We start from the raw sequence: 23,639 nt of genomic DNA on the forward strand, positions 1-23,639 counted from the left end.
GGCCGCCACGTGCTCAGCCCCGGTCCCTGACCAGCGGCGTCTTCCCGACGGCGGTCCGCTCGATCTGCGGCGAGGAGGGGGGTACGAACACCAGCCGGAACTCGTATCCGGTCTGCTCGATGGCCACCGCGTTCGCCTCCCGGTCGTTGAAGAGCGACAGGGAACTCGGCAGCGCCTGCGTGAACAGCCGCCGCGTCCCGCTCGGGCCGAGGGCGTGCTCGACGGCCGCGGCCGTGCCCTCGGCGTCGTCCACCGCCGCCAGCAGGGTGAGGGTCCGGTCCTCTCGGTGGTTGTGGAACTGGACCTCGTGCGCGACCAGGTCCAGGTCGACGCCGGACACCGAGCGCAGCCGCCCGCGCAGGGCGGCGTAGGCCAGCGTCGCCGAGTACTGGCTGTCGTTGAGGTGCAGCACATCGGCGGTGCGCCCGGCGAACTCGAATCGCTCGGTGCGTAACCCGGGCCCGTCCAGGGCGGGGCGGCGGATCATCCGATCGCCGAGCTTGAGCCGGAGCAGCGGCGTCTCGTCGGCGTGCAGCCGGGTGACGACCAGCTCGCCCTCCTCGCCTTCGGCGACGGCACGGCCGTGCTCGTCCACGATCTCCACCAGGTGCAGCCCCGGCACGGCGGAGAGCGCCGGCGAGGTGTGGTCGAGCTGGAGCCCGACGCATTCGGCCTGGGTCGCGGCGAAGTAGCTGAGGATCGACACGTTGGGGAAGAACGCCTGCAGTTCGTCTCGCTTGCGCTGCGGCAGGGAGCCGCTGCCGTACATGGCGACCCGGAAGCTCGCCCTGGCCTGCGGCGCGAGGCCCGCACCGAGCTCGGGCAGGAGCGCGATGCTGGCGGTGATGCCCATCAGCGCCTTGTGGCCGGGGTAGGAGAACATGTGCTCCAGCACCGGTGCGCTCACCGGTCCCGCGCCGATGTAGTTGACTCCCGGGACCTGGGCCAGAACGCCGCCGACCATGGTCCCGCTGCTCCACATCTGGTAGTCGGCCAGGGTGGTGAACAGCCAGCGCGGCGCGGGGCCATTCAGGTAGCGGCCGAGCTGGTAGGCGCCCATGAACGCCCCGGCGATGCGGTAGGTGTCGCGCAGTTCCCGCAGGGAGTACACGATCTCCAAGGGCATGCCGTCACCGGTGCCGCCGCTGGCCACCACCTCGAACCCGCCGCGGTCGAGCGGCACGACCATCCCGGCTCGCGCGCCCATGAACATGTCCCGCTGCACGGTCTTGTCCGAGAGAGGGATCCGTTCCCACTCGGACATGTCGGCGGGGGCGTTGCGAATCCCGAAGTAGTGCAGCCGCTCGCGCCACAGCGGGTTGAGCAGGGCGATGCCGACGAGTTGCTGAAGCCGGCGGAACACCAGCGCGTTCTGGAGGCCGAGCGGGGACTCGCAGTACGGAATTCCGGTGAGCCGCCCGCACTCCTCCAGCTTCTCGCTGAACGATGGCAGCCGGGTGACGTCGTCCACGGAGCGGGGCCGCAGCTCCTCCTCCGGGATCAGTCGTGCCGCCAGGTCCGCCGAGGCGGTGATGTCCAGATCCGTCATGGTCATGAATGACTCCCGTCGCGCTGGTCGTGCCGGGCCGTGGCGCTCGCGCGCAGCACTCGTTGCCCGATGTCTCTGATTTCGGCGATGAGCATGGCCAGGTGGTCGGCGTCGATCAGGTGGTTCATCACCACCACGCGCAGCGCCGCCACCCCGTCGATGTCGACCTTGGAGATGAAGAAACGCCCGCCGTCCCGAATCCGGTTACGGATCTCCAGCTGCAGCCGGTGCACGGTCGCCGGGTCCAGGCCGTCCGGCTGGTACCGGAAGCACAGGATGTTGGACTCCGGTTCGTGCGCTACGGCGAAGTCCGGCTCGGTGGCGACCATCTGGTACGCCTGCCGGGCCACCGCGCACAGCCGGTCGATCTTCTGCGCGAACAGCGCCGGGCCGTAGACCGACCAGACCGTCCAGAGCGGCATGATCATCGGACGCTTCGTGCACTCGAAGTTCTTGTCCGCGCTGTCGTAGGCGCTGTAGACGTCCGGTTCCTCGTCGAAGACGTAGCTGGCACGCTGCCGGAACGCGCCGCGCGCCGCCGTCTTGTCGCGGTAGAAGAGCAACGTGCACGGCGCCGGCATGAACAGCATCTTGTGGGCGTCCCAGGTCAGCGAGTCGGCCTGCTCGATGCCGCGCAGCTTGTGCCGGTACCGGTCCGACAGCAGCAGGCTCGCCCCGTGCGCCCCGTCCACATGGAGCCAGAGCCCATACCGGCGCGCCAAGGCCGCGAGCTCCTCCAGCGGGTCGAACGCGCCCATCGACGTGGTCCCGGCCGAGGCCACCAGGCAGAACAGACGCAGGCCACGCCGGTGCGCCTCGTCCAGTACCGGGGCGGCCAGATCGGGGCGTATCCGCCCGGCCCGATCGACGGGGAGCCGGACGATCTGCCGTTCTCCGATGCCTAGCACGCCCGCCGCTCGCGTCACGCTGTAGTGAGCCTCCTCGCTGACCGCGATGGCGGGGCGCCCCGGCGTGCTGCCGGCGCCGGCCGTCCAGATCTGCGGGAAGGCGCGGTTGCGGGCGGCGAGCAGCGCGGTCAGGTTGGCCAGGGAGCCCCCCGAGGTCGTCACCATGGCGAACCGGTCGGGGTCCCAGCCGATGAACCGGTTAAGTTCCTCGGCCATGAGCCGCTCGGCGACGTTCGGGAGCTGCCCGGCCTCGTAGAAGGAGGAAGGCTGGTTGACCACCGAGCCGACCAGGTCGATAAGACTGGCCAGTGGCACCACGCCGGAGAACTGTCGGCCCATGTAGCCGGGTGAGTAGACCGGGATACCGGTCTCCGTGTACAGGTCGACGATCTGGTTCACCCGATCGGCGTCGAAGTCGGCGATGCCCTGCCGTTCGAGGGTCATCAGCTCCCGCGCGGCCTTCAGCAGCGCCTCCGGATGCAGGAGGTCGAGTCCCCGGACCGACCGGTCGCCCAGATACGTCGTCAGGTGTCTGACGATGTTCACGGCGCCGTCGTGGAAACGTCCGGGGTCGAAGGCCGCGGTGAGGCCCGGCGTGGGTGACTGGGAGCTTTCACCGGTCGCCGGCTTCGGAAAGGAACTCTGGACATCGGAAAGCGAACTCGTCACGGAGGGGACTCCAAAATGATCCGGAGTCGAGAAACGCTCATATGGTCGCGTTCGGCTGGGAATTTGGGCATGGTGAACTGAATTCCCGTGCGATCACATGAAGTATCTCGCGAATAAATGATGTCTGCGGTGAAACGTCGAGAGGGGAAGAGGTCCTCGGCGTCCGGGACGCGAGGTGGTATTCGTGCCCTTGCTGACCTGGCTTGACTGGTTGAATCGGTCCAATACCTGGGCGGAAGGCCGATCGATGACAGTGGCAGGTCGCGCGAGGGGACTCTTAACTCTCGGGTGGCGCTACGTTCAAGCAGCTCGAGCCGGTTCGGCGGCGATGTCGTCGACGATCAGGAGCTGGTGGAGGTCCATCGTGGCTGAAACACGGTGAATCCAACCTTACTCTCACCTTTCGCAATCGGCGGCATGCTTGTCATGTAGACGACCTAATCATCGATGACAGGGCTGACGCAAGGCCTCAGATGGAGATGGAATGGCAGGTTCGGGCCACGGTTACTCATGGTGATGGAGGTGTGGAAATGTTCTGTTAGTCCTGGTTTATCAGAGCTTATGAGTTTTTCTCGCGAACCTTGATCAAGCTCGGCGTTCGAGGTCGTCAGCTCGGCGGGCGATCGCCCAAAAGGGACACTATTGGCGTGTCTGGTTGTATTTGCCAGAACGTGGTAAAACGCCCGACGCGGTGACGTATCTGGCTTTTAGGGCGTGTCTACGCTAAAGGGGGGCACGTCAGGCGCTCTCGGGCGGTGCCTGCTTCACCGAAGCCGGGGCGATTCACCTGCTCATACCGGAGATCCTGGTCGTTACGGTGCTCTCCCTGGTGATCGTCGGCCGGGGCCTCTCGCTCTCGCCGCTCTTCTGGGAGAGAATTCAGTCATGGCTTCCCCGCATTGGCGCTGATGCTCATCCTCGCCGGCTTCGAGCCGACGGCGTTTTCCGAGACGAGGCTAAGGACCTCGGATGCACCATCCCGCGGGCCACCTACGCCGCAGTCATCGTGGTCGCGCTCTTCCACACCTTCACCGGCTGGGCGTTCGCGATGACCTCGCTGTTCGTCTCGGCGCTCGCGTTCCACAACGTGCTCACCCGTTACATGCACTCGATGTCCGGGGCCGAGGTGCTGCCCGCGGCGTTCGGCCGGATCCATCCCGTCCACGGCTCGTCGTACGTCGCATCACTGGCACAGACCGCGCTTCCGGCACTGCCGGCCGTGATCTTCCTGGTCCGGTCTGTCGGTCGTGGTCTATCTGGCGGTGCGCCGGACCGTGGTCCCCTCCTGGAACCGCTGGATCGCCCCCGGCCTCGGGCTGCTCGGCCTGGTGCTGGTCGGCGTGCTGATGGTGATGAACTTCCCGCTGCTTCTGGGCGAGGTCGATCCGGACAGCGGCGACCAGACGTTCAGCGGCAAGGTCTTCTTCTACGCGCTCATCGCCGCCTTCCCCGTATGGGGGGCGGCTCAGGCGGCCCATGGCCTACGCGACGGTCGTCGAGAGCGTCGAGTCGAGCGGCTCGACGCGGCCCCACCCGAGAGAGGATCCCATGACCACCCTGACCACCCCGGTTTCCAGCCTCACCGCGACCGAGATCGAGCGGACCGCCGCCCTGGTACGCGAGGCCGGCCTGGCCGGCGAAAGCGTCCGCTTCGTCTACGTCGGCCTGCTCGAGCCGCACAAGCAGGAGGTACTCGCGTTCCAGGCCGGAACCGGGCCAAGGCCAGACCGCCGGGCGCGGGTGCTGCTGCTCGACACCGCGACCGGCGACGCCCGGGACGTGACCGTCGATCTCACCGCCGGCGCGGTGGCCGCGATCGTCGACGTCGACGGCTCCCACGGCGGGATGCCGATCCTGGTCGAGGAGTTCATGTCGGTCGACGGGATCCTCGCCCAGGAGCCGGCCTGGGTCGACGCGCTGGCCAAGCGCGGCCTGACCACGGAGCAGGTGGTATGCGCGCCGCTCTCCGCCGGCGCCTTCGACCTGCCCGGCGAGGAGGGCAGGCGGATCATCCGGGTGCTCTGCTTCGCCACGTCCGACCCCGACGGTCACGTCTGGGCGCACCCGGTGGACGGGCTGAGCGCCTACGTCGACCTGGTCGAGAGGAAGGCGACCGAGGTCCTCGACATCGGTGTCTTCCCGCTGCCGGAGGAACTGAGCAAGTTCCACCTCCCGGAGGGGCGCCCGGCACCGTTGGAGACCTTAAGACCCATCGAGATCATCCAGCCCGACGGGCCGTCGTTCCAGGTCGAGGGCGACCGGATCACCTGGGCGAACTGGTCCTTCCACTTCGGATTCGACGCCCGCGAGGGCCTGGTGCTCCACCACCTGGCCTACGCCGACCCCGACCACGACGGCGAACTCCGGCCGGTTGTGTACCGCGCCTCTATCGCCGAGATGGTGGTGCCGTACGGAGATCCGGCGCCGGTCCGGTTCTGGCAGAACTACTTCGACACCGGCGAATACCTCTTCGGCCGGTTCGCGAACTCGCTCACCCTGGGCTGCGACTGCCTCGGCGAGATCCACTACGTCGATGTCGACCTGGCCGACGAGGTCGGCAACGTGCGGCGGATCCCCAACGCGATCTGCCTGCACGAGGAGGACTACGGCACGCTCTGGAAGCACACCGACATCTACACCCCGAACTCGGCCGAGGTCCGCCGCCAGCGCCGTCTGGTGATCTCGTTCTTCACCACGATCGGCAACTACGACTACGGCTTCTACTGGTATCTCTACCTCGACGGCAGGATCGAGTGCGAGGCCAAGCTCACCGGCATCCTCTTCACCTCGGCCTACCGCGGGTTGCGAGAATGGCCCTACGCCAGCGAGGTGGCCCCGGGCCTGGGCGCCCCGTTCCACCAGCACCTGTTCAGCGCTCGCCTCGACATGATGGTCGACGGCCTCCGGAACGCGGTCGACGAGGTCGACGCGGTCAGGGTGCCGGTCTCGCCGGAGAACCCGTACGGCAACGCCTTCAGCTACGCCCGGACCCGGATCGCGAGCGAGGCCGAGGGGGTGCGCAGTGCGGACGCCTCGGTCGGGCGGACCTGGCACGTGGTGAGCACCGAGCGCACCAACCGGCTCGGTCAGCCGACCGGCTACGTACTGCGCGCCGAGCAGAACCCGACTCTGCTGGCAGACCCGTCCTCGTCGATCGCCGCGCGGGCGGCGTTCACCACCCGGGATCTGTGGATCACCCGGTACGCGCCTGAGGAGCGGTATCCGGCCGGCGAGTTCGTCAACCAGAACCCGGGCGGCGACGGTCTGCCGGCGTACGTCGCGGGTGACCGGCCCCTGGACGGCGAGGACGTCGTGCTGTGGCACACCTTCGGCGTGACCCACTTCCCGCGGCCCGAGGACTGGCCGGTGATGCCGGTCGACCATGCCGGATTCTCGTTGACGCCGTACGGGTTCTTCGATCGCAACCCCACGCTGAACGTGCCCGCCAACGAGGCCAAGCACTGCGGCGGACACCGTCACCACGGCGACTGAGAGCTTGCGCGCTCGCGCACGCCCCGCCCGGCCTGATCGTCCCGTCTGCCGTCGTCCCGCCCGTCGGGGGAGCGCCCCTGGCCCCTGGTCTGCTCGGCTTGTCCGGGACGACGGTGGGCGTGACGATCGGGGCTCACCTCGGCCGGCTACGGCCTCCAGGAGACGACCAATGATCATCCCGGAGCCGGAAAGCCCCCGCCGGAGACATCTCGACTTCGCACTCGTGCCTTGCCCCGCTCATCGCATTCGGACAAATAACAGATAGGGGATTTGGCGCCTCAAACTTATATATTGCAGCCAATTTCCGCGTTTGGGAAACCCTGGAAGATCTCTAGAAAATCTCCCAAGAACCACATATCCTTCGCTATGGCGCGTTCCAAGGGGGGGTGCGTCCTCCCCAAATGGGGAGAAATGAAGGGAGTCGACATGCCGGATATTGACCTCGGGCTGGCCAGTGACTGGGAGGAAGGTGACACTCACGGCCGAGTCAAGTTGGTCCAGAACCGGACCTACCCGAACTCTCCGAAGCGGGACGTGCTCGTCAGCTCACCGGTGAGCATCGAGCTTTCGGTGAACACAAACTTTTCCAGCTCCCAAGAGTCTGACAAGATCTACTTCACGACCCACCATGGGTCGACGAAGAAGATCATCGGGATCCTGGACTCCAATGGGGACCTCTACATCGCCGGCCGGGTGATAACGGACCAAAAGAACCTGTCCTTCTAGTAGCGCCATACCTCGTGGCGCGTGGGCACTGGTTCGTCGGCTGGCACAGCCCCGACCGGGCGACGACCAGCGCGGCCGATAGCGTCCGCCAGGACGACAAAATGCTCGCGGCCGGCAGCGACGCACCAGTGCCTGTGCGCGACACCTGATCGGGGTCGGCGGAGTTCCCGTCGGCCTCGATCGGTAGAGGGAAATGACTACCTCTGCTCGGATAGGGCTCGCACCGCCTCGAAGAGGTGTGTTGTGTCGATCGCAAGATATCGAGCAGTTGTCGACGCGGAAGATGATTGCGCTCCGAATGCTCATGCCGGCAAGATGGCGGTGGATTCGCGCCATCGGCGTAAAAGTCCATCGAAATGGTCAACCTAATTGGGTGGTACGTCCGCTTCTTTAGCCTCCTGAGGGATCTCCCGGGTCGTTCCTGCTGAAGTTGTCGAAATCGACGTCTCCGCTAGCCGCCGCTAGCCATTCGGAAGTTGTCGCTCAGCCCATCCGTTGCCATCTCGAAGGCGGGCGCAGTCGCATGCGGGAACGTTCATCGCGTTCACGCCTACCGTTAGCGCATCGAAGCGATGTGCGGCCACGCTCGGCAGTGATTTAAATCACACCTGCGGTGAAGTCAGGGGAACGCAAAGTTGCCGCTTCCAGCGGCCCCACCCGAAACCGGTCAGGCCGCCTTGCCGGGCGTCGCCTGATCGGGGACCTGCTCGGCGTACTCGTCGCGCAGCCGCTCGCAGTCGGCCAGGAAGCGTGCCGCGGACTCGAACAGCTCCCGGGCGAACCTCACGTGCGTGCCGGACACGACGGTGTCGGAGGTCGGGCCGCGTCGTCCCCGTCCCTGAGCCGACCCTGGTCGCGCTTCGCAAGCACAAGCGTGAGCAGGCGGCCGAGCAGCTCGCGGCCGGCGGCAAGTGGCAGAACCGCGGGCTCGTGTTCGCCTCGACGATCGGCACTCCCAGCGAGCCGGGGAACCTCGGCACGCGGTGGCACAAGACCAGGGCTAAGGCGGGGCTCGACTGGTTGCGACTGCACGACCTTCGCCACGCCTGCGCCGGTCGTGCTGGAGACGGTGTACTGGGACGCCGGGACCGCCCGACTGCTGCCCCGGCTGATCAAGGGCCGTACCCGCGGGCCGGTGTTCGTCGGGGACAGCCGGAATATGGGAGAAAGAGATCGTGCCCCGGGATAGCCGCTGGTCAGCGTCGTGAGAGTCCTGCGAGGGGCGGTCGATAGGCCTCGACCGGGGCGGCGAGGAGCTGCAGGACCTGCCGGGCTGCTTCTGCGTCTCCGCGAGCGGCTGAGAACAGATGATCGGGAGAGCGCTGTCTAGGCCGCATGCTCGACAGCGCTCCTCTCACTGCGCGGGGAGGGCGGCGGCGTTTCCTCCAGGGCGGTTGAGCGCAGCGCTCCGCCTGCGGCGGACCAACATCCGATGCACGATGAAGTACTCTGCTACAACCGCGTTGACCAGCACGGACGCCCACACACTCGCGGTGTAGAGGTCATTGAAGCTCAGCGTCGGAACGGCCTGCTGTACCAGCAGCCCGATGGCGAGGAAGAGACGCAGGCTCACCGCGGCGAACGTCAGCGCGTAGTTGCGGATCATCCAGACCCGGTGCACCTGCACATCCCCGCGCCGGATGGCACGGTAGCCCTGGTAGAGGCTGTACAGCCAGGCCGCCGACAGCAGGTAGAACGCGACCTGGACGGGGAAGCCGCTGATCGAGACGGTGGCCGCGAACAGTGCGGCGGCGGTTGCCAGCACGATGCTGACCATGTAGACGCGCCCGGCGATGCGGTGGGCCTTGGGGTAGCGGGCGCGCAGCCGCTTGTGGAACTGGAAGGGCCCGATGATCAACGCGAGGCCGCCGGGGACCGCGTGGATCACGATCGACAGATAGTGCAGGGCGACGTCCGCGTTGAGTGGGATCTTGCTGAGCGAGGTGTCGCCCGTCAGGTAGGGCGGTACGGCGAAGCCGGCGATGCCGACGGCGAGCAGGGCTAACAGGGTCCAGAGGATCTGCGGCCGGCGGCGCCGGATGGTGGTTGCAGTCATCTCGCACTCCTTTGTAGTGAGTGGTCACTATCAAATGCCGAAAAGAAAACGCTCAGCCCGAGGCCAGAAAACGCTCGGCCCACGGCTCCCGCTCAGCCCGGCCCGGCAGATCCATCGCCGCGGAGACCATGTACAACATGCCCTCGGCGATGAAGGAATGCGCCTGGTCGGCGTCGAAGCCCGGCATGGCCTCGACCTTCTCGAAGATCTCCCGGGTCGAGCGGGCCATCAGATCGCGAATGTTGGGATCCTCGCAGGCCGCATACCCCTGAAGCATCATGAGCATCATTTCGCGATCCGCCATGAGACCAAACCAGGCGTCCATCATCACGGGCATGGAGTCGGCCCCGGCGTCACTGCCGCGCCGGAGCATCTCACGATCGATCGTCTCGAACAGGCGGACAAGAACGGCCAGGAAGAGCTCCTTCTTGGTGGAAAAGAGCCGAAACAGGTTCGGATGCGAGATGCCGACCTGCTGGGCGATCGTCACCGTGGACCCGCCGTGCAGCCCCTTCTGGCTGAACTCGGCCAGCGCGGCTTCGAGGATCTGCTCGCGCCGCCGACTCGCGTCCACTCGGGGACGCCGCCCTTCCATCACTCTTGATAGTAAACAGTCACTATCAAGAGTCCGTCAATACAGCGACCACGAGACCGCAGCCGCCGAACCGATCCGAGCACTCCTGTCAGCGCCCGCCGAGCGCCCCGGGCGAATGCGCAGGGCTTCGGAACGTTCTACGCGAGACCCTCCAGAACTCCGACCCCCCCATACCCAGACCTCCCGCGGCCATGGTGCGGGCGTCCAGGGTCACTGGGTGTCGGCGATCAGGCTGTTCTGGGATTCGACGTACTTGAGCCGTCTCCCCGCCCGAAGCTGCGACGTGCGGAAACGGGCTTGCGAGACGCATCGGAACGGAAAGTCACAGTCGTATCGACCCGGGCGACGACTGGGACGAATGGAAGGGACTCCTAAGGGACGCCGGGGTCGAGAAGGACGCCCGCGTTCACGACGCCCAGCACACGGCCGCCACTCTGCTCCTGGAGCAGGGCGTGGACATCAGCGTCGTGCAGGAGATCCTTGGACACTCCTAGCTCACCACGACCAAGCGGTACACGCACGTCACGTCCAAGCCGGCGAGCGAAGCGGCGGCGCGGATGGGCCGGGCGCTGTGGGATGACTGAGGCCGACGACTGCAACCCGCTGCTGACAACTGCAACCCGAACTGCAAACCCTGGGCAGGATTCCCGATCATGAGATCTGGGAGTCTGCCCAGGTCGTTGAGGGTGGGCCGCCAGGGACTCGAACCCTGAACCTACGGATTAAAAGAAGACGATTCGATCAAGCTCTGAGGGTCTGGCCTGGAGGCGAGGTCTCCATGGACGTTCGTCGATGTCCGCTGACGTTCGTCCCCTCGGCTGTAACTGTGGCTGTACAGCCAAGGCTCCTTGACGATCGGACCGCTTCCTTATCAGGACCACCCGGCGTGTGATCAGGAGCTTGTGTCCTGCTCCGGGATGGTGCCGGGCGGTCGTGATCGTGAGCGGTTGTGCGGGGCTGTTGCAGTACGCGTTGCAGTAGCTCGCCCGTCGCCTGGTTCTCCCCCGTCCTCCTCGTAGCTGCCGATCCCCAGGGCGAGGCCGCCGTGTCAAGGGTCAACGAAGTTGATCGCGTAGCGACGCCGAAGGCGCCCTTGACTCGGTGGCCTCAACCGGGACACTTGAGCAGCGAGGAGGACGGAGACACCGATGGCACGACTGCCGCCAGGGGTGGCTTGCGGCAAGTAATGAGGGGATCCTTGCGGCATGTCCTCTGAGGTCCCACGAACAGTTAAGGCAGTGGACACCGCCCAACTCATTCGACTTGACGCCGAGGCGGTGGCATGTGGGCTGAGCCGCAAGCATGGTGTCGCATGGCTGTCCGAGTATGCCGATCGCACGGCGACCCACTACCTGTGGCCAGCGCTCGTTCATAGGCTGAACCACCGGCCTGAGTATTCGCCGCATTGGCGCTGCATGGTGTTGTTGACCGTACGAGACGGTCAGCAGATCTTCTCGCTGTTGGACGTTTTGCCTGCTTCTTTCGACCAGTTGCCGGAGAACGTTGACGCGGTGACGAAAAAAGAGGTCGCTCACAAGCTGATGCACGGGCCACTGCCAACGCAGGCGGAGTGGGCCGACCGCAACGGCGGCAGCTAGCCAGCGTCGAAGTTAGAAGATCAGGCGAATCGCTACCCGAGTACCTGCGGCCCGAGCCGCCGGCGGCCGGGACCGGCCCCCAGGCCGCACGCCCGGCCGCCGAGCGGGCGCAGGGCCGGGCGACGGCGCGCAGCGCCGCCGCCCCTTGATACTCACAAGAACAATTCGGCAGATCACCGCGCTTGGGCGGCGTCGCCTGTCAGGTGCTGGGCGGAGTGAGTTGAGCCATGTCGTTGATGATGGCGTCTGCTCCGGTCTCGTGGAGGTGATGTTCTTTGCCGGGGGTGTTGGCGTAGCCGATGCTGAGGATTCCGGCGGTCTTGGCGCTTTGGATGTCGGTGACCGAGTCGCCGATCAGGACGGTTAGGGCGGGGTCTGCGCCGAGGGCGCCGAGGGCCTGGGTGATCAGGTACGGGTGGGGCTTGAGCAGGGCCGGGTCTTGGAAGAGGGCGCGGGCTGAGATGTGGTCGAAGTAGCCGAGTAGGCCGTGGTTGTCGGTGTAGGTCTTGATGGCGGCGTCGGAGTTGTTGCTGACCACTGCCAGTCGTCGGCCTGAGGTGCGGAGCTGCTTGATGACGTTGGCCGTGCCGGGGGTGGGGGTGGCGGTGAGGGCGGCTTGGAGTTCCAGGCCGCGTAGCCCGGCTTCGACGGTTTCGGCGACCAGTGGGCCGGCCGTGGGGGCGTAGCGCAGGATCTCCAGGGGGTCGACCTGGGCGCGGATGTCTGGGGGCAGGTCGAGGCCGAGAGGCGCGAGGTAGTCCCGCAGGGTGGCGGCGATGGTGGGGGCCGGTAGTGCCGCGAAGATGTCGCATATAGGGCCATCGAAGTCGAACAGGACGTGTTTGACGTCGGCGAGCAGGCGATGGACGTGGGCAGGCTCTGAGATCACCCTTTGAACTCCCGGCTGACGGTGTTCCACATCGACTCGAACCATAGACGAGACTGCTTGACGTACTCGCGTCCCGTGTCGTTATCGGCTGAGTGGTGGAAGATCGCGGCGTCTTTGCCCATGAGGTCGTAGATGCCGCGTGTTTCGTCGCCTACCTGAAGTTCGTAGCGCTGGATCGGGTAGAAGCCGAAGAAGGCGTCCTGGTCGTTGATGATGTAGAGCTTGAACAGCGGGGCGGCCTGGTGGACCCGGATTTGGGCGGTCGCTTTCTCGATGGCTCCGCGCGTTGCCAGCTCGTTGACCGAGTCGAGTATCGCGGTGGCGTGGCGTCGTGTGATCGTGGTGGCGCGGGCGCGGAAGTCCGGGTCGTCGGTGAGGTCGTCTGCCTTGCAGGGCAGGGTCATCGGCTTGGTGGTGTCGGGCAGGAGAAGCCGGATGGCCAGGCTCTTGGCGCTGAGCTGCCTGTAGCGGATCTTGTCGAGTGGTTCTTGGAGCACGCCTTGGAGCGTCTCGCCGGAGAAGCCTGCGAAGTCGATGGACACGTGATCCCGCTCGAACGCGCGCTCCAGGTGAGGCCGGAGTCCGATCGGTGGGACGACGGCAGGCAGCGCCTCCGGGATGTGCGGGTCAGGTAGGGGTGTCGTCTCGTGCCCATGGCCGGCGGTGCCGTTGGGTGCGGGGGAGAACAGGGCCTCGGCGGTGTGGCCGGGGAACATCGCCTCCAGCACGCGGCAGTGATCGGCATACGGCAGGCTCTTGAGCTCGCCCGTGAGCCAGCGGTGGAGCTGCGCGCGGCTCGGCCTGGTGTTCTTGAGGTCGGGCGCCACCCTTTTTGCTGCTTTGTCGTACTCCCGGCAGAACACCGCATATGTCTGCCAGTGGCGCTGGCGTAGTAGCGATTTCAGCAGGATCGACTGATCAGCCATGAGCCGTTCCTCGATATCAGGGGCGCCGGTAAGGCCAGGTTACCGGGCTGGCAGGCGAAACGAGGAGACATAGACGAGACAAGTAGAGACACCACGACGACACACGGCACATGAACGCTATCGAGATGCGACGCCACCTGCGGAAATGCTTGTGGCATGGCTCAGCGGCGTGAAAATCCATCGACTGATTCCCCGATTCGGCGTGCATTTGCGGTGCTCACCGATGGTGAACCCGCGGCGAATGTCTGCACCTCGTGCCGGGGCAAGGGCTGGCGCTATGTCCGGGCGCATCGTGCGAACGGTGCCGCTCGGCTGGACGGTCAGCCCGTGGCACTGCGCCGGGTCGAGTGCTTCGACTGCCCCGATCCCAGCGGCGAAGCGGCGTGACGAGCCTGATCTTCTCCCCATCTGACGAAGGGACGTCGGCGTCATGGCCGCCACCTACGAATCCACCGAACAGGCGACAGCGGCCTACTACGGCGCCTTGCTGGGCGGGCTGAGCGACGCGCTCAAGAGGCACGACATCGTCGGCCGAGTGGTGCGGGTGATCCGCCTTCGACTGCGGTTCGACGAGTACTACTCCCCCGAGTACGTGCCGCCGGTACTGGAGGTCCGCGGCCCCGACCGGCAGGTGCGGGCGACGGTGACGGTCGTCCAGGGAGTGAGTGAGCCCGCTTACTCGGTGCGCCCGGCCGATGGTGAGCGCTACTACCTGTTCCCGGTCTCGGAGGGAGCGGTGGCGCTTGCGTTCCTGGTGGCAAGGGCGAAGGACTGGCAACTCACCTCATGAGCGTGCCCGTCCTCGCCCAAGTCCAGGAGCGGCATGGGCGTACCTGGCAGATCATGGACTTCTACGGCGGGTGGATCGCGATCCGGCGTCATTCCTGGTCGACTCGTGCCGAGCGCTTGGGTATCCGGAATGTCCTGGGCGCTGACACCTTGGCGGATCTGGCGGCCCGGCTGGATGAGCAGTCTCAGGCTGAAGCCCGGCGTAAGAGTCGGCCTCTCCCAGATCGGCCGGATGAGGGCGGGGCCGCTTCGTCTGCGTAGTGTTCGGCATGCGTTTGAGCTTCCACGGTGATTGGCCGTGGGGGCTTATTCGTGTCTGTAGGCGCGGCCAAGTTGGCGGATTGGAACTGTGCGCGTAGGCGCTGGTATGGGGTTCGCACGGGTTAGCTGTCCTGCTAACGTGCTTGATTAGACAGGCAGGATGAATGCGAGGGGCCGGGATGTCGTTCGAGTACACACCCCCCAAGTACGCGCAATTGATCACCGAGATGGAACGGCGGATCGAGTCCGGGGAGTACCCGCCCGGCTCCCCCCTGCCGAGCGAGCATCAGTTGATGGCCGAGTTCGGGATGGCGCGACCTACGGTGGTCAAGGCACTGGGGGTCCTGCGAGACAACGGGTGGATCATCACCCAGCAGGGCAAGGGCCGCTTCGTACGTGGCCGGCCCGCCCTGGCCGCGGGAGGGCATCCGCGCACCGGACGGGAACTGCTGGACCGCAAAGAGATCCCGGCCACCACCCGGCTGGTGTCGGTAGGCCTGGTCAAGGCTCCCCGGCGGATCGCCTCCTACCTCGGCATCGACAGTGCGGCGTCGATCGTGCTGCGCAAGACAGTGGTACATCAGGGTGACCAGCCCTCAGAGATCGTGGCCGCGTGGCTGCCCGCCGAAGTGGCTGAGGGGACGGCGCTGGCGGCCTCGACGGAGTTGCCGCAGGGGGTGCGGCGGCTGGTGGAGTCAGCGGCGGGGGTGGGGCTGGATCACATCATCGAGCATCTGACCGCGCGTAACCCGACCAAGGAGGAACGGGACCTGCTCGGGGTCTCGGCGTCGGCTGCGCTTCTGGATCTGTACGCGGTGGCCTGTGACGCCACCGGTAGGCCTTGGGTGGTGCTTCAGACGGTGCTGCCGGGGGATCGTCACGAGTTGGAGGACGCCTATCCGATCCGGTAGCGCATGTCGGGGGTTTCAGGTTTCCCGCTCTCCGCCCGCTTGGTTTGCTTGACTAGCCAAGTGGGCTTCGCGTTTGATGGAGTCCGCGTCGTCCCTGATCGCCTGTGGGGCCACGCCCAGGACGGTGATGAAGACGCTGGGCCACAGTCAGATCGGGCTCACCATGAACACGTGCGCGCATGTCCTGCCCGAGGTGGAGCGGGCGGCCGTCGATGCCGTGGCCAAGAAGCTGTTCGGGTGATGAAACGAGAGCGAGGGTCGGCCTCCCCGAATCGGGAGTCCGGCCCTCTGGGCTGTAGTAAGTGGCTGTAGTGGCGGGCGAGCCAAGATCCACAACAGGTGTTTGGGCTGGTGGGCCGCCAGGGACTCGAACCCTGAACCTACGGATTAAAAGTCCGCAGCTCTGCCATTGAGCTAGCGGCCCATATGGATTGCAGGGTACTGAGAGTACCGTGCCTTACGCGACTGGTTAGACGGTTGCCGGGTCGATGGTTGTGGTGTACCTCCGGTGACCGGGTTCGTGTTTCGTCATGTCCCATGTTATGGATGTCATGGATTCGGTGCCCTCGGTACGGCAAGGGTCGGGAGGAGCCGTCCCGCTCGGTGGAGGGCGTCCCTGGTCCTCGTTCCCTGAGAGGGGAGGGTCCAAGCCTGGCGGGAAGGCGTTGGGGCTTCAGGGCGTCACCAGGGTAGGGCCAGGGGGAATCCCGATGTGCGAAGAGAGCCCCCGAGGGCAGTCTTGAGACATGAACGAGATGAACCTCCACGGCCACTCCACAGTCAAGGAACTGCGTCGCACCCGCCAGGGCAGGATCGTCGCCGGTGTCTGCTCCGGCGCCGCCGAGTTCATCGGCATCGACGCCAACATCCTCCGCATCGGGCTCGCCATCGCCACCTTCTTCGGTGGCCTCGGCGTGGGCATCTACGCCGTCGCGTGGCTGCTGATCCCCGAAGAGAGCAAGCAGACCTCGATCGTCCAGGACCTGATCGGCAAGCAGAAGAGCGACCCGGGGTCGACCTGGCACCAGGCCGCGTCGTACTGGGAGCAGGGCGTGAACAAGGCCCGTAAGGAGTGGGGTCCGCGGGACCAGGCCCCGTCCTACCCTGCTCCGGCTCCGGCTCCGCAGCAGCCGGCCGCCCGCCCCGCCTCCCCGGTGGACGAGCCCCCCACGACCGTCTAACTCACCTGGGTGCGGACCCTGGTGATTATCTCGGCACGAGACTCGGTCCAGAGCATGGCCAGTAGCGCGGCGACCGTGAGCCCGGAGGCTCCGGCGAGCGCGACCACCGGCTCTGGGCCGAGTGCTTGGGCGGCGGCGCCCCCGATGAGGATTCCGATTCCCTGGGCGGCCAGCAGGCCCGACTGCACCAGCCCGAAGGCCTGCCCCCGCCGGTTCGCCGGCACACACTGGACGAAGGCGGCGTTCGCCGCGAGCTGGTAGGCCCCGCCCATCCCGGCGAGGACCCACAGGGCGAGGACGACGGCGAGAGGCGGCCGTAGCGCGCATCCGATGAGCGGGGCGCAGCTCAGCATCGCCATCCATCCCATGACGCGCAGGCGCCCCGTAGGTGTCACCATGCGGCTGAAGATGAAGGCCCCGAGCACCGTCCCGGTCGGCATGGCGGCCATGAGCAGGCCGCTGATCAGTGTGACGTCCCGTGGATCGTCGCCCAGCGTGGCGGCGTACGGCACGGCGATGCCCTCGGGGAGCACGTAGAAGCCGCAGAGCCACGCGAACATCACGAGCGTCCTGAGACGCCTGTCACCGAAGACGAGGCGGGCACCGGCCTTGGTGGAGCTCCATATGGAGGCGTGGGCGCCGTCCTCGGGGTCGGGCGCGGGACGACTGCGCACGCCGACCGCGAGGATCAGGGCGGAGATCAGGAAGGTGAGCGCGTTCAGGGCCAGGCCGCGGTGCGCGCCGATCGCCGCGATCACCCCGGCCCCGGCGGCGAACCCGAGCATCTGCACCGCCTGGTTGGTCATGTTCTGCAGGGCGGAGCCCGCGACGTAGCGGTCGCCCTCCAGGATGTCGGGCAGCAGCGCCGCCCGCGCGGCCGTGAACGGCGAACTGAGCAGGACCACGCAGAAGACCAGGGCGCACAGCACCGGGAACGGCATGCTCGGCACGGCCATGAGGCCGACCAGCCCGGCCCGCACGAGATCGCAAATGATCATGACGCGGCGGCGCGCGAAACGGTCTGCCAGCCCCGCGAGCAGGGGGCCGCCGAGGATCGGCGGCAGGTAGGTAAGGGCGTAGACGGCGGCGGTGGCGAGCGCGGAGTGCGTCCTCTCGTAGACGAGGATGGCCAGGGCAACTTGGGCGAGTTGGTCACCGAGGAGAGAAAGGCACTGACCGCCCCATAGCGAACGGAACTCGCCAATGGCGATGACCTCGCTGTACGTGGCCTGGCTTTCGGATGCGCGGCGGTGCCGCCCCGGCAGCCGACCTGGCCTCGTCGCCGCCATATGTCTCCGCTGGGCTCGCTGGGCCGTACTGACACACCGTGTTCAGTATGTCACCAAGGGTGCCCGGTCCGCTCGCGGTTGGCCAACCCGGAAGGCATGAAGAATCACGCGGCCGTTCCGTTCTAGCCTGCTATTTCGTGAAAAATCAGGACTCTGGACGGCGGCTCGCGCCGACGCCGGCGACGAATTCTGGAGCCCTGAGCTCGCGCGGGGACGGACTCACCAGCCGAGCTCGTGCAGACGGTCATCATCAATGCCGAAATGATGTGCTATCTCATGGATTACGGTGATTTGCACCTCTTCGACGACGTCCTCTTCCGTCTCGCAGATCTCGCAGATCGAGTTGCGGTAGATCTCGATCCTGTCCGGCAGGACCCCGGAGTACCACCCGCCACGCTCGGTCAGCGGGATGCCCGTGTACAGCCCTAGAAGCCCCGGCTCGGGCGGATCGTCCACCACCACCATCACCACGTTCTGCATGACCTCGGCGAGCTCGGGCGGGACCGTGTCCAGCGCCTCGGCCACAAGCTCCTCGAACTTCTCCCGCGAAACCTCGATCACCGGTCAATCGTGTCACCGCCACACGACAGCGCGCGAACCGGCTGCGTGGACGCCTCGTGGATCACGTCCCGGCCGGCCCGGACGCGTCCTGACTGTGCGCGACACTCCCGATGACTCTTGCGAGCTATGAGAGTTTCCGCGATTTCGGGTAGGCATGACGACGATGAACGTCACGCGCTTGAGGAATACCGCTAGGCGGCTGAGCGAACGACGCGCCGTGCGCCGGACCGGCAGTGTCCTGGTGATCGGCCTGGTAGCCCTGGCCGGAGCCTGGCTCGGGATCGCGCTCGGCGCCAACGTCAGCACCGCCGTGGGCCCCGCGCAGATCGGGATGAGCCTGCAGCCGTCCTGGGGCGGTCAGACGGTGCTCGACATCCGCCCGCTCGGCACCCTCAGATTCGACTCCCATCACGGGCCGATCCGGCTGAGCCTGAGCCTCGACGGCATCCACGCCGACGTGGCCCAGCAGCTCCTGGAAAGCCCGCGCTGGGCCGAGACCCTCCCGGACCTCATCGAGGCCGACCTTCAGGCCGGGCTGCGCGAACTGCTCGTCAGAGCGGCCGTGTGCGCCGTGGCCGGAGGCTTCCTGACCGGGCTGATCGTCTTCCGCCGGTGGCGGCGGGCCCTGTGGACGTCCCTGGGGAGCCTCCTGACGGTGGGTACGGTCGCGGCCGTGTCCGTCATGACCTTCAACCCCGCGTCCATCTCGGAGCCGCGCTACACGGGGCTGCTCACCGGCGTGCCCTCGCTGATCGGCAGCGCCGAGTCGATCGTGACGCGCTTCTCCGAGTACCGGAACCAGCTCGCCAAGCTGGTGACCAACGTCTCCCAGCTCTACCACGCGGGGACGACGCTGCCGGTGTACTCGCCGGACCCGAACACCCTCAGGGTCCTGCACGTGTCGGACATTCACCTCAACCCCCTCGCGTGGAACACGATCCGCTCCCTGAAGGAGCAGTTCAAGATCAATATGGTGATCGACACCGGGGACATCGCCGACCACGGGACCAAGGCCGAGAACAAGTTCGTCGAAGAGATCGGCAAGCTCGGCGTCCCGTACGTCTACGTGCGCGGCAACCACGATTCCATCGGCACCGAGCGCGCCGTCGCCCGCGAGAAGAACGCCATCGTGCTGGACGGCACCGCGAAGACCGTGGAGGGCCTGCGCATCTACGGGGTGGGCGACCCCAGGTTCACGCCCGACAAGACGGTCGACGTCAAGTCCGACGCCGAGATGCTGGCCGAGCTCGGACGAACCCATGCCAATCGCCTGACCGCCGACCCGGTCCCGCGTAAGGCGGCGTCCTCGAAGGGCTCGCGCAAGTCCATGCAAACCCCTGCGCCGGGGGCCTCCAAGACCCCGGGGGAATCCACGCCCGGCCCCACACCTTCCTCCACGACGCCCGGCCCGGCCGCTCAGAAGATCGTCGTCGATCTCGTCGCCGTCCACGACCCCACGGTCGGACGGGGGTTCGCCGGGGCCACCCCCCTCGTCCTGGCCGGCCACGTCCACCAGCGGTCCACCGAGATGCTCGCAGAGGGCACGCGGCTGATGATCCAGGGATCCACCGGCGGCGCGGGCCTGCGCGGCCTCGAACATGACGAACCCACGCCCATCCAGGCGTCCGTGCTCTACTTCGACAGGGCCACCCACCGGCTCCAGGCATGGGACGACGTCACGCTCGGGGGCCTCGGCGAGCAATGGGTACAGATACAGCGTCGCCTGGAAGCCGAACCAGGTCGTACAATTTCTCCGGAGCCGGTTCCCAGCCCGTCACCAACGGGAGGGAGCGGCGCCACCGCGACACCGTCCAGAGGATGACCGCTTTGGCATCGGGGTACGAAGTCCCCTATGCTTCAGAAGTCCCCGACGGAAGGCGTCACGGATCCAGGGCGAGAGTCCTGAGCCCCCATCGTCTAGCGGCCTAGGACACCGCCCTTTCAAGGCGGCGGCACGGGTTCGAATCCCGTTGGGGGCACGTGCGAGCGAAGGCTCACCGGCACGACGGAAGGTCAAAGACCTCCGGAGAACTGGTAGGCTAAGCGAGCGCAAAGAGCCCGGGGCAACGCCCTGGGAGACGAGCAAGGTCCTGTAGAGCAGTTTGGAGTGCTCGCCACCCTGTCAAGGTGGAGGTCGCGGGTTCAAGTCCCGTCAGGACCGCTCTGGTAGGTGTCATCTCACCGCCGGGTCAGGTAGCTCAGTTGGTACGAGCGTCCGCCTGAAAAGCGGAAGGTCGGCGGTTCGACCCCGCCCCTGACCACCTTTTGACCAGCGAAAACCCCGAACTATGATCACGGTTCGGGGTTTTTACATCAACCGGTACATCAACCCGCTAGCTGATCTCTTTTCCTAGACGCTTGAGTGCCTTCGTTTTCTCTTCCAATGACGCATGCGCGTACACGTCCATTGTGACCTCTATGGCGCTGTGACCGACGATTTCGCGTACCACGTGCGGAGGTACGCCCAGGTCCAGGAGGAGTGAGACCGCCGTGTGCCGGATGTCGTGGAACCGGTACGTCTCCAGCCCGGCCCGCTTCCACACCGCGTAGAAGTGGCGCAGGAGGTTGCGCGGGTCGATCGGCAGGCCGGACGAGGTCGTAAAGATCAACCCCGTGTCTCTCCAATCGGATCCAGCTTCCGCCTTTTCCTCCGATTGGATCTTGCGCCGTTCCTCCAGAGCGGTGATGCAGAAGTCGGGCAGTGGCACGACTCTCTTTGACCGCCTGGTCTTGGGAACGTTGATCCGTAGTTCGACGGCGACTCGTTGCAAGGTCTGTTCCACCCGCAGTGTGCCTGCTTCCAGGTTCACCGCGGACCAGGGGAGTGCGAGGATCTCACCCTTCCGAAGGCCGAGCAGGGCCAGGGCGTAGACGGCGTGAAGCCGGTCCTTCTTGACCGTGACGAGCAGGTCTTTCACCTGGGTTCGGGTGAGACCCTTGCCCGCCTCGTACTGCGGAGCCTGAACGGTGACGAGCTGCGCGACGTTACGGGGGATGATCTCTTCCCGTACCGCGTTTTGTAGGGCGTTGCGTAGTACGGCGTGGATGAGTTGCACCATCCGGGCTACGCGGCCTTGAGCTTCAAGCCGCCCTCACCGCCACCCCCACCCCCGGCACGGCCAACGTCATCAAGCAGCTCCGCACCTCAGGCCGACGACTGGCAGTGGTCAGCAACAACTCCGACGCCGCCATCAAGACCTACACCGAGAACCACGGCCTACTCGGTTACTTCGACCACATCTCAGCCCGAGCCCTCTTCCAAGACCCCGCCCTGCTCAAGCCCAACCCCTACCTGATCACCCAGGCCCTCAACGCCCTCGGCGCAGACCCCGCCCGCGCTGCGCGCCGTCGCCCGGCCCTGCGCCTGCCAGCGCACGCCGGGCGTGCGGCCTGGGGGCCGATCCCGGCGGCGCGCAGGACTCCGGGCCGTCACCGCACACCCGCCGCGCCGCACCCACGCCACCCGCTGGCCTCTGGTCGCGCCGCCGCCCCAATGCAGCACGACGATCGCCACGGGGTGGCCGATGTTCCGCCGTGGTCGGGGGCGATCGCAGATCCGGGGTTCGTTCCTCACCCCGGCTCACCGTGCAGTGCGGTTGGCAATCGTCGAAACCTCATGGAGGCGGCTCCGGACGCGAACAACTTTCAAGGCCGCACTGCCGAGCTGTGGAAACGGGCGAAGCACTCAGTACTCGAGAACACCATGGGCGACCACGACGTCACTTGACGCGTTCGGCCGCACCTCGGCGATGCGCTCGGCCAGCAGCAGCGCAGCGGCAAGCCCGCCCTCCGACTCGTCGCCAACCAGCCCCAGCTCCTCCCGGTGGGCCAGGAAGTCCTCCGGGATGCCGTCCTCGTCGCCGGGAAACAGCGGATCGAAGGACAGGATCCTACGGCCGTCGGCGTAATGGTCGAAGGACGCGAGCCTGTTCACGTTGACGAAGACGCTCGCCGCGACCGTCCCGGCCGACAAGGATCGCAGCACCTCGTCCAGGCTGCCGGCGTAGCCGTTCTCTTCGCTCAGAATGGTGCCGCCCTCGGCTGACCGGGCAGAGATGAGGCCCTCATCGATATCGCCTTCCTCGTCATCGCCGTCGAACACGTCAATGCCAAGGCGGGCCAGCGCCTCGTGCGGGGTAAGGCCGCGGACGAAGGTCGCGCAGAATGCCTCGTCATCGAGCCAGTCGTAGCCGCTCATGGGAATCCTGTTCTCTCGGGATGGATCATGGAGATCCTGGCATGAGAGCCCGACGAAAAGTCGGTACGACCTTGAGAAGCGGCAGCGGGCTCATCCTCGCGTGCCGACGTCCTGAGCACGGCCCCCATGGGCAGCCTGACCTGGTCGGCTCGTTGGCCTAGCCAGCGGTACTCGCGATCTCCAGCGTGCCACACGTGCCAGATCTAGCGGTGATCAAGGGAGCAGCAGGGAAACAAGGCCGGCAACGAAGAGAGCCCCTGACCGGAATTTCTGCTGGTCAGGGGCTCTCTTGCCCTGCTGTGGCAGGTGATGGGTTCGAACCATCGTAGGCTGAGCCGACGGTTTTACAGATGTCCTTGCCCTTCACTTGCCTCACCTGAAGCGCGGCTCACTGACCTTGGCCGCCGCCACTCCCGGATTAAGCCGCGGGCCAAGTGCTGGAAGAGCAGCGCCCCCAAAGCGAAGATTACGACGCGCCCCCAGAGGGGATCGTCACCGGACACTGCCCGAATCATCGCGCCGAGACCCCAGAGAAGTCCCAAGACAGTTCCCACGAACGCAAGAGCACGCCCGACGGCTGTATGCATGAGCCGAGTTTCGCAGCATTCCTCGGCCTCGTCACCTACGGACTTGGTTCCTCGGCCCCGGCCCACCGGCGAACTGGGGCCTGCCTGTTGCTGATGCTTCTGGTACATCAACCGCTACATCAACCCGGGCCCACACCAGCCCACGTACCCACATGTCAGCGATCACCTGGAGCCGAGGTCAGGCCGTAACGCCGAGGTGGGCGATCATGGTGCCTACTCCTGAAAAGCGGAAGGTCGGCGGTTCGACCCCGCCCCTGACCACCCCACCTGAACAGGCTAAATGCCCCGAGCAGGTCATGCCCGGGGCATTTTGATCTCTAGTGACAGCAACACTGACAGCAACGTCGGTGAGGCCTGTGCGCCGTGCTTAAGTCGCGGAGTTCTCAGACTCAGCTATCCGCTCAGCTATTGCGATCAACTGAGCATGATCTGAATTAGGCATGTTGTGGACGTA

19 protein-coding genes, 5 tRNA genes and 1 pseudogene are annotated in these 23,639 nt (G+C 66.3%); 13 read left to right on the plus strand and 12 right to left on the minus strand.

Annotated elements, in window-relative coordinates; translation table 11 throughout:
* Positions 1-13: 13 nt before the first annotated feature.
* Both AB0H21_RS34610 and AB0H21_RS34615 read right to left on the minus strand, forming a co-directional pair.
* Positions 14-1,555 carry a hypothetical protein gene (locus tag AB0H21_RS34610; protein WP_358525394.1) on the minus strand — a complete coding sequence of 514 codons (1,542 nt, stop codon included), beginning with the start codon at positions 1,553-1,555 and terminating at the stop codon, positions 14-16.
* Positions 1,552-3,003: a pyridoxal-dependent decarboxylase gene (locus tag AB0H21_RS34615; protein ID WP_358525396.1), complete on the minus strand. Its 1,452-nt coding sequence runs from the start codon at positions 3,001-3,003 to the stop codon at positions 1,552-1,554. Before AB0H21_RS34615 ends, AB0H21_RS34610 begins: the two co-directional genes overlap by 4 nt.
* Before the next feature lie 1,671 nt (positions 3,004-4,674).
* Here AB0H21_RS34615 and AB0H21_RS34620 point away from each other — a divergent pair.
* Positions 4,675-6,618: a primary-amine oxidase gene (locus AB0H21_RS34620; protein ID WP_358525398.1), complete on the plus strand. Its 1,944-nt coding sequence runs from the start codon at positions 4,675-4,677 to the stop codon at positions 6,616-6,618.
* Between the two features lie 411 nt (positions 6,619-7,029).
* Complete coding sequence (locus tag AB0H21_RS34625) at positions 7,030-7,344, plus strand: DUF6342 family protein (protein ID WP_358525400.1); 315 nt, start codon at positions 7,030-7,032, stop codon at positions 7,342-7,344.
* Between the two features lie 667 nt (positions 7,345-8,011).
* On the opposite strand, the gene AB0H21_RS34630 is transcribed toward AB0H21_RS34625, so the two are convergent.
* The 3 genes from AB0H21_RS34630 to AB0H21_RS34640 form a co-directional block, all read right to left on the minus strand.
* The gene (locus AB0H21_RS34630; RefSeq protein ID WP_358525402.1) at positions 8,012-8,146 is read right to left on the minus strand and encodes a hypothetical protein; all 135 of its coding nucleotides are present in this window, start codon (positions 8,144-8,146) and stop codon (positions 8,012-8,014) included.
* Positions 8,147-8,698: 552 nt separating this feature from the next.
* On the minus strand, positions 8,699-9,400 hold the full coding sequence (locus tag AB0H21_RS34635; protein WP_358525404.1) for a DUF2306 domain-containing protein: 702 nt from the start codon (positions 9,398-9,400) through the stop codon (positions 8,699-8,701).
* A 52-nt stretch (positions 9,401-9,452) separates the two neighbouring features.
* Positions 9,453-9,995: a TetR/AcrR family transcriptional regulator gene (locus AB0H21_RS34640; protein ID WP_358525406.1), complete on the minus strand. Its 543-nt coding sequence runs from the start codon at positions 9,993-9,995 to the stop codon at positions 9,453-9,455.
* 332 nt (positions 9,996-10,327) lie between these two features.
* Here AB0H21_RS34640 and AB0H21_RS34645 point away from each other — a divergent pair, with 332 nt between their 5' ends.
* Positions 10,328-10,489: a tyrosine-type recombinase/integrase gene (locus AB0H21_RS34645; RefSeq protein ID WP_358525574.1), complete on the plus strand. Its 162-nt coding sequence runs from the start codon at positions 10,328-10,330 to the stop codon at positions 10,487-10,489.
* 744 nt (positions 10,490-11,233) lie between these two features.
* Entirely contained in the window at positions 11,234-11,593 is a 360-nt protein-coding gene (locus AB0H21_RS34650; protein ID WP_358525408.1) for a hypothetical protein, read from the plus strand.
* 199 nt (positions 11,594-11,792) lie between these two features.
* Here AB0H21_RS34650 and AB0H21_RS34655 read toward each other — a convergent pair whose 3' ends face one another.
* Positions 11,793-12,482 (minus strand): HAD family hydrolase, encoded by a 690-nt coding sequence (locus AB0H21_RS34655; protein ID WP_358525409.1) that lies wholly within the window; start codon positions 12,480-12,482, stop codon positions 11,793-11,795.
* Entirely contained in the window at positions 12,479-13,408 is a 930-nt protein-coding gene (locus tag AB0H21_RS34660; protein WP_358525410.1) for a hypothetical protein, read from the minus strand. Before AB0H21_RS34660 ends, AB0H21_RS34655 begins: the two co-directional genes overlap by 4 nt.
* 430 nt (positions 13,409-13,838) lie before the next feature.
* Here AB0H21_RS34660 and AB0H21_RS34665 point away from each other — a divergent pair, with 430 nt between their 5' ends.
* Positions 13,839-14,198 carry a hypothetical protein gene (locus AB0H21_RS34665; RefSeq protein ID WP_358525412.1) on the plus strand — a complete coding sequence of 120 codons (360 nt, stop codon included), beginning with the start codon at positions 13,839-13,841 and terminating at the stop codon, positions 14,196-14,198.
* A 439-nt stretch (positions 14,199-14,637) separates the two neighbouring features.
* Entirely contained in the window at positions 14,638-15,369 is a 732-nt protein-coding gene (locus AB0H21_RS34670) for a GntR family transcriptional regulator (protein WP_358525413.1), read from the plus strand.
* 349 nt (positions 15,370-15,718) lie between these two features.
* On the opposite strand, the gene AB0H21_RS34675 is transcribed toward AB0H21_RS34670, so the two are convergent.
* A tRNA-Lys gene (locus tag AB0H21_RS34675) sits at positions 15,719-15,793 on the minus strand.
* 322 nt (positions 15,794-16,115) lie between these two features.
* On the opposite strand from AB0H21_RS34675, the gene AB0H21_RS34680 reads away from it, so the two are divergent.
* Positions 16,116-16,550, plus strand: coding sequence for a PspC domain-containing protein (locus AB0H21_RS34680; protein WP_358525415.1), 435 nt, complete (start codon positions 16,116-16,118; stop codon positions 16,548-16,550).
* Here AB0H21_RS34680 and AB0H21_RS34685 read toward each other — a convergent pair.
* Together AB0H21_RS34685 and AB0H21_RS34690 are read right to left on the minus strand one after the other, a co-directional pair.
* Positions 16,547-17,839, minus strand: coding sequence for an MFS transporter (locus AB0H21_RS34685; protein ID WP_358525417.1), 1,293 nt, complete (start codon positions 17,837-17,839; stop codon positions 16,547-16,549). The two genes, AB0H21_RS34680 and AB0H21_RS34685, sit on opposite strands and share 4 nt — an antisense overlap.
* Positions 17,840-18,058: 219 nt before the next feature.
* Positions 18,059-18,400: a metallopeptidase family protein gene (locus tag AB0H21_RS34690; protein WP_358525419.1), complete on the minus strand. Its 342-nt coding sequence runs from the start codon at positions 18,398-18,400 to the stop codon at positions 18,059-18,061.
* 163 nt (positions 18,401-18,563) lie between these two features.
* Between AB0H21_RS34690 and AB0H21_RS34695 the strand changes: the two genes are divergently transcribed.
* The 4 genes from AB0H21_RS34695 (at position 18,564) to AB0H21_RS34710 (ending at position 20,661) form a co-directional block, all read left to right on the plus strand.
* Positions 18,564-20,222, plus strand: coding sequence for a metallophosphoesterase (locus AB0H21_RS34695; protein ID WP_358525421.1), 1,659 nt, complete (start codon positions 18,564-18,566; stop codon positions 20,220-20,222).
* An 84-nt stretch (positions 20,223-20,306) separates the two neighbouring features.
* Positions 20,307-20,379 (plus strand) — tRNA-Glu (locus AB0H21_RS34700).
* A gap of 107 nt (positions 20,380-20,486) precedes the next feature.
* Positions 20,487-20,561 (plus strand) — tRNA-Asp (locus tag AB0H21_RS34705).
* Between the two features lie 26 nt (positions 20,562-20,587).
* Positions 20,588-20,661 (plus strand) — tRNA-Phe (locus AB0H21_RS34710).
* 72 nt (positions 20,662-20,733) lie between these two features.
* On the opposite strand, the gene AB0H21_RS34715 is transcribed toward AB0H21_RS34710, so the two are convergent.
* Positions 20,734-21,459, minus strand: coding sequence for a site-specific integrase (locus AB0H21_RS34715; protein ID WP_358525423.1), 726 nt, complete (start codon positions 21,457-21,459; stop codon positions 20,734-20,736).
* A 38-nt stretch (positions 21,460-21,497) separates the two neighbouring features.
* Here AB0H21_RS34715 and AB0H21_RS34720 point away from each other — a divergent pair.
* Positions 21,498-22,127: pseudogene (locus AB0H21_RS34720) on the plus strand (HAD hydrolase-like protein); the annotation flags it as partial.
* Here the strand turns inward: AB0H21_RS34720 and AB0H21_RS34725 are convergent.
* Complete coding sequence (locus tag AB0H21_RS34725; RefSeq protein WP_358525425.1) at positions 22,086-22,598, minus strand: DUF6461 domain-containing protein; 513 nt, start codon at positions 22,596-22,598, stop codon at positions 22,086-22,088. The pseudogene AB0H21_RS34720 and the gene AB0H21_RS34725 sit on opposite strands and share 42 nt — an antisense overlap.
* Before the next feature lie 763 nt (positions 22,599-23,361).
* On the opposite strand from AB0H21_RS34725, the gene AB0H21_RS34730 reads away from it, so the two are divergent.
* Positions 23,362-23,446 (plus strand) — tRNA-Phe (locus tag AB0H21_RS34730).
* Positions 23,447-23,639 lie beyond the last annotated feature (193 nt).

This window comes from Sphaerisporangium sp. NPDC051011 (genome assembly GCF_040653595.1).
In the GTDB taxonomy this organism is placed as follows: domain Bacteria; phylum Actinomycetota; class Actinomycetes; order Streptosporangiales; family Streptosporangiaceae; genus Sphaerisporangium.